The organism is uncultured Aggregatibacter sp., assembly GCF_901873365.1.
Lineage (GTDB): Bacteria > Pseudomonadota > Gammaproteobacteria > Enterobacterales > Pasteurellaceae > Aggregatibacter.
Genome location: NZ_CABFLM010000097.1, coordinates 1 through 6,052 on the forward strand (window position 1 = coordinate 1; position 6,052 = coordinate 6,052).

Sequence of the window (6,052 nt, forward strand, 5' to 3'; positions counted from 1 at the left end):
ATATACATCTATTGGGTATGAGCAGTTATTTTTGTATATTAATCCTCCTTTCTCCGGTTCAAAATTAAAAAAACATGAAGATAACGAAAGCAGGCATGCTCCAGCGGTAATTAATTTATTCATTTTTTGCCACCTAAAAATAATTTTGATAACCATACTAAACTTTTAAGATCATATTCAATACTTTTATAATAATTTAAAGAAAATGGAATGTTCTTATTTCTAGAATAATATTTCATTAGATCTGCACCAATTCCTGGATATAGTTCATGCCCTTTTTCTCCTCGTTTAGGTAAAGAGTAACCACTGCCTATCCCCTTAGAGCTACCTTTGTGAATCCAAGAGTAATTACTAAGCCCAGTACTTTTATAAGCATAGCTAGCTAATATAGAATGCCCTGATTCATGGGCTGCTGTGAACATAAAATCATCAATGAGCTCATTTTTGGTGAAATAGTGATTTTCATAATATCCCTGAAGATACCAAACCCTCGTCACATCAGAAAACAGATTTCCCAATCCGCGTCCTAGTTTAGCCAATGTCCCACAAGCGCAAGACGCATTCACAGAACGATTATAAGAGCGTCCCATCTCCACCTGCAACGTCAATGAAGGTGCCGCTTTTTTCGTGGCCAACACAGGATTAACTGTCACAATATAACTGCCTTTAGTCGTATTAATCTGTCCGCCCCAGTGTTTTTTGATTCCCTCAAGCGCCAAACCTTTTAACTCGTCAAAAGACGGTGTATCCGCATTGGCTTTTCCCGACACACCGCCATCATCAAACGCCACCCGCCATTCCACATTAACGGTTTTGGCATTACGGTTAACCTGCACATCCAACCAATCCACCGGCTCGGCACATTCTTTGAAAGGTTGGGCAAGAAGTTGTACGGCATCATCTTTAAACGCAGAACCAATGATACCCACCGCACGAATATAAGTGGTTTCGTCTTTCAACAGCTTCGTATCCAGCACATCATCAATATAACCGTCCCATTCCCAAAGGTAAGTGCCAACTTCGACTTTGCCTTTCCCTTCTTTCAGTTTTTTCTCACCGCTTTTCGCCAACTGGAAACGTTTTAACAATTGACCGCTCTTTATGGTGTCTGGGGCGAGTCGGATAATCTCAACATAAAGGCTTTCTACATCGCGTTGTGGTACCATGATTTCGATATTAATCTTTTCTTCACCTTTTTCTCCGGGCACAGGAACATAAGGATTAAGATTTTGGCTGTCGTTATACCACGCCTCCCAAGCCTCAAGATTAAAGGCTTCCAGCTCAAGCGGTGTCAACGTGCTCGGTAATATCCGAATCTTAACCGAAAACGGGCAATCCCGGCTACAACGGGTAATGTCATCAGGCAATCCTTCAAGCTGTTTACCGAGTTCCTCCGGTGTGGCATGCATTCCTCTTTTGGTCTCTTCCGAAATTTTATACATCCAATGCTTTCTCCTTTAAGGTATTCAACATTTTATTCGCTCGCTTTTGGAGCATTTTCAGTAAAGCATCCATTTTTTCATCAAGCCCGTTATTTGCCATAAGAATGTCTCTTGCCCACGGCATAAGTGGGTCTCGATAAAAACCGATGCCCAGTAAAAGACTGAGTAAAATCCATGCGCTTTGCTGATAATTTGAGGTGACACCAAATTGTTTTTGGGCATTTTCTAAAGAAAGACGAACATGTGTCATGACATGTTTTTCATTCACATAGCGTGAAAAATAAGGTTTCGCTGTTTGAGCAAGCTTGGTCACAATGACATTTACCGAAAGCGATGCTTTGGACTGTCCTACATACCAGGCAAGCAAGGTTTGGATAATATTAAGGCTATTCTCTAAATTTTCACCAAGGATGTGGGGCATTGATTGGTTAAATATCCACGTAATGTGTTCTATTCGTCGATCGATAATCTCATTTTCCGCATGCAAATGACGTGCGATAAAATGATAAATTGGGTCTTCATACCAATGCGCCCCTAAATACAACATTAAGTGTCCGAAAAAAGCGATATCTTGAGGATGAACAAAACGGTGAGCAAGTGCGGCATGATAAAGATGGTTGACGAAGGCGCACTTATGTTCGGCTTTAAGTGCTCGGAATCGGATTGGATGGTTTTGCTCAAACATACGGATAAGTTGTTGTTTGAATTTATCAATAATCATTGTCTCCATGACATGTTGTTCAACCTCCCCCAGCGCAATCCTCGCAGGTCGGGTTTCTTCCGGCAGTGGCGTTACGCTAAATCGAATAAAGTCTTCCTCCACGCGTACGCCAAACGCTTCAATGATTTTATCTTGTGATTCCGTTTGGTGATTCAGGTTCACCCCAAACAATGCGGCCAGCTGTGCCGGATAGTGCGCCAGCCGAGGCAAATAGCGATTAAGCACCAAAGGGTCGTAAAACCGGAAAAAATACCATTCTCCGGTTTCTGTATGTTGAAGATGTGTCCATTTTCGTAAGTGATGATAAACCTCATTAAACGGCTTTTCACTCTTAATGAAAATCACCGGATTAATTGCCCAGTGGCTGACCACTTTATTGTCGGATTTTCGGAATAATCGCTGCAAAAACGATACGGTTTCTGCTTGATAGGGGTCAAATTCGAGTAGATAAGGCGCTTGCGCTTCCAAGGTTTGACCAATTTTGCCCGTATAGAGATTTGCCATTTCTCCTGCCTGCGCTAAACGGGAAGGAAAGCTTACGGCTTTGGCGCAATCAACCACCGCATAAAAGTGCGGTGATTTTTTGCGTTTTTTTGCATTCTCCTCTTTATGCGCAAGTCGATTCGATACCTTATGATATTCACCAAGCCCTTCAAAATCTGCAAAGAATATCGACCGCACTTCTTCCGGTAAAACGGCCGATTCGCTAAATTCTGTAAAGGGCGTAAAGCGTTTGGATTGCTGATGAAGATAAATGTCAATGTGAGCTTCATCTTGCCGCATTTCCTCTTGGTCATATACACAAAGTATGGGATGTGTTGGTGAAAGTTGTTGCGCAGCTCGCCAAAGTATTGCCTCAAATCCATGACGGGTGAGCCAAGTTTGAATCGGTAGGGGGGTAAGTTGTGCTTGGCCGGTGAGTTGATGTTGTTCAAGATAATGTTCAATTTGCTGAAAATATGTTTCCGTATTTTCAGCAAGACAAAGCAAATAAGCCGTGCAGGAAAGACGTGATGTCACTTTGGACGTTAAATGATAATGCGTTACCCAAATTTGCCGGGTGGGCGTTTGTATTGTAATAAACATCTTTCTCTCTTATCACAAGGAATATTTCGGAGTTCGTTATGCACACAGCAAAGAGAGATAAAGTGCGGTCACTTTTTGCTGTGATTTCATTATTGTTATAACGCTGTTTATTTGTCGTATTTTTAATGATAAAAATAGCTAAAAAATTAACCGCACTTTGTTTCAGGTGATTATCTGTCCTCGGGATTGTCTTGTTAACAATACTTAAGACACCTCACTTTCCGCTTTCTTATTTTTCATAGCCTCACAAACCTTACAAAGGTCATCACCTTGGTTTGCCTCAAAGGCCGAGGTTTCAACTTTTTCCGGTGAGCCGCCACGGATAACCAGATTACCTTTAACAGTGACTTTGCCTTTTAAGATAATGCCTTGCGCATCAATAATAATCGTGCCACCGGGACCGGCAACTCGTGCCTTTTCTTCGGAAGAGACATTGACATATTTACTGTGCTGTTTTAGTAGTTGTCCAACCTCAAACTTGGCTTTTGCTTCTACTCGATGCGTGTAATCTCGTCCCGTATTAACGTTTTGGTTAGCATAAATATCGATTGAAAGATGGTTTCCTATATTCAGCATCTCATCCTTCTCAATCTTTGTGATGCGATTACGATTGATTTTATTAAACTGATCGCGACCGACAGTTAAGGATTCATCTTGTCCCACGCTTTCAGTGCGATTGTTGCCAATATGGATAGTTTCATCATGCCCCACTTGCTCACTACGGTCGTGACCGATTTGCGTAGTTTCATCGTGTTTTACGACATTATTTTGATCACGCTCGGCATGAATAAAAACTTCCTCTTTGCCATTTTCATCTTCAAAACGCAATTCATTAAAACCATTCCCTTTATGGGTTTTGCTTTTTATTGTCATGCGAGTTTTATGCTCAGGCAGCGCATAAGGCGGTTCGGTGGTGCTATGATAAGTTCTTCCCATAATGATTGGCTGATCAGGATCACCTTCTAAGAAATGCACCATTACCTCATGCCCGATACGTGGAATGGCAATATGTCCGAACTGTGCCCCCGCCCAAGCTTGACTCACCCGAATCCAACAAGAACTGTGTTCATCATTATTCCCTTCTCGATCCCATGGAAATTGAACTTTCACCCGTCCCCATTCGTCACAATAAATTTCCTCATCGGCCGGACCAACCACGTGCGCCATTTGAGCGCCCTCTACCACCGGGCGAGGCTGCGGTTTAGGCCGCCATTGAATCGTGTTGGGAATAAGTTTAATGTGATTTTCATAACGATTCCCTTCTTCTCCGGCCTCTTCTTCCAGTACCCCAGATTGCCAGCCGTAATGCTCTACTCCGATAACTAACCAATCACGATTAAAAGCTTCGCATTGATGTCCAGTCAAGCCGAATACATAACCAGGGAGAATGCGTAAATCATCACTTTGCGCAAATGCGATCTTTGCCTCACGTTGTTCATATTCCAAACGATATTGCGTGAACGGTTTACCTTGTGCATCTTGCTTATAACGTCCCGGATAATCATAGCGTTCATAGTCACCTTGATGACTCCCCGAAGACATCTGCAAAGTCGCTTGATGTTCTTGGTTGTAGCGCGGATTCGTGAATGTGTAATCCCGCAGGGTTTGATGATTAGAACCGAGTTTTTCTTCATATACCCAATGCCATACGGCAGCCTGTGGGCGTTCCCCGGCAGGCATCGCGTTATAAACGAGATCACCTTTTTTCTCAGCGAGAGAGGTACTATTAGAAAAATGAAGGTGATGACTGTCATGTGTATGTGAGAAATAATAGTAAGAACCTTCTTCTGCAGCGAGACGTTCAATAAAATTCAAATCGGTTTCACGATATTGCACACAATATTCGCGTGTCCAGTAAGGCGTTTGTAAATGAAATTGGTTTTGCATGACCCGATTTTTGTTGAGCAGCGTTTTGATAATCTGTTGAGAATCTTGTTGTTGGAAGATGCGTAAATCCGTTTGCAAAGCCGCTCGAGAAAGAGATGGTTCAATCACCATGCGATATCGAGTGCGAGTAAAACCAGTTTCGGCTTGATTAAATGAGGTAATAATGCCATTGATATGACGCACAGCTTGCATACCTTGCCAGAATGTAAGGGTTGCTGGTTGATCGATAAACTCATTCAAATTGGTAACAGCACCAAAACCGGCAAGGTCAAGTTCAAGGCAAAAAAGAGAGGAGAGATGTTCTTTTAAGACAAAATGCACTACATCGAATTGGGTTGAGCCATTAGCGTTAAGACTATAACGGTAGTCAGATTGAACAGCCATTTGAGATTCCTATAAAATGTATACCCACAGTAAAACATGGTGATAAATAAAAAAGCTAAGTAAATTATCCCTCAGCTTTCATCATGGATTGAGAGGCAATGAGCTCTGCACCGCAAGCGGTTTTCATCCCCTCAAGGGCAACGCCTCGTCCATTAGCCGACATTTTGGAAGATCCCTCAATAATAGGAAAGTTGCCTTTACATTGTGGACATGCGACTAAATCTCCGCGACGAGCCACGGCCTTATCCCCCGCTGTCATAGTTTGAGATCCTTGGAGGACTGTCCCCCCATGGGTGGTTTTGTCACCAATAACAATAACTGCACGAATTGACATATTTCCTCCTATTTACAATCGCTTCATTTGTTCATTCTAAACTAAAATGATCAAACTTTCTTATGAAATTATGCGTTAAAAAAATTCATTTTTGTAAAATTGCGTAAAGACTGTGGGGTTGTTGTGGTATCTCTAATTTGACTGTGATACATTTATCAAACAGTAGTCTTAATCATTGATTTAGTTAGAGTGCTTTTT

General features: G+C 42.0%; 4 protein-coding genes. All 4 read right to left on the reverse strand.

Annotated elements, in window-relative coordinates:
- Nucleotides 1–119: 119 nt before the first annotated feature.
- The 4 genes from QZ106_RS08685 to QZ106_RS08700 all read right to left on the reverse strand — a co-directional run bounded on the left by QZ106_RS08685 (nt 120) and on the right by QZ106_RS08700 (nt 5,854).
- On the reverse strand, nt 120–1,442 hold the full coding sequence (locus tag QZ106_RS08685; RefSeq protein WP_295976468.1) for a hypothetical protein: 1,323 nt from the start codon (nt 1,440–1,442) through the stop codon (nt 120–122).
- Entirely contained in the window at nt 1,435–3,249 is a 1,815-nt protein-coding gene (locus tag QZ106_RS08690; protein WP_295976469.1) for a DUF4123 domain-containing protein, read from the reverse strand. Before QZ106_RS08690 ends, QZ106_RS08685 begins: the two co-directional genes overlap by 8 nt.
- 204 nt (nt 3,250–3,453) lie before the next feature.
- The gene (locus QZ106_RS08695; protein WP_295976470.1) at nt 3,454–5,520 is read right to left on the reverse strand and encodes a type VI secretion system Vgr family protein; all 2,067 of its coding nucleotides are present in this window, start codon (nt 5,518–5,520) and stop codon (nt 3,454–3,456) included.
- 64 nt (nt 5,521–5,584) lie between these two features.
- Complete coding sequence (locus QZ106_RS08700) at nt 5,585–5,854, reverse strand: PAAR domain-containing protein (protein ID WP_295976471.1); 270 nt, start codon at nt 5,852–5,854, stop codon at nt 5,585–5,587.
- Nucleotides 5,855–6,052: the final 198 nt, after the last annotated feature.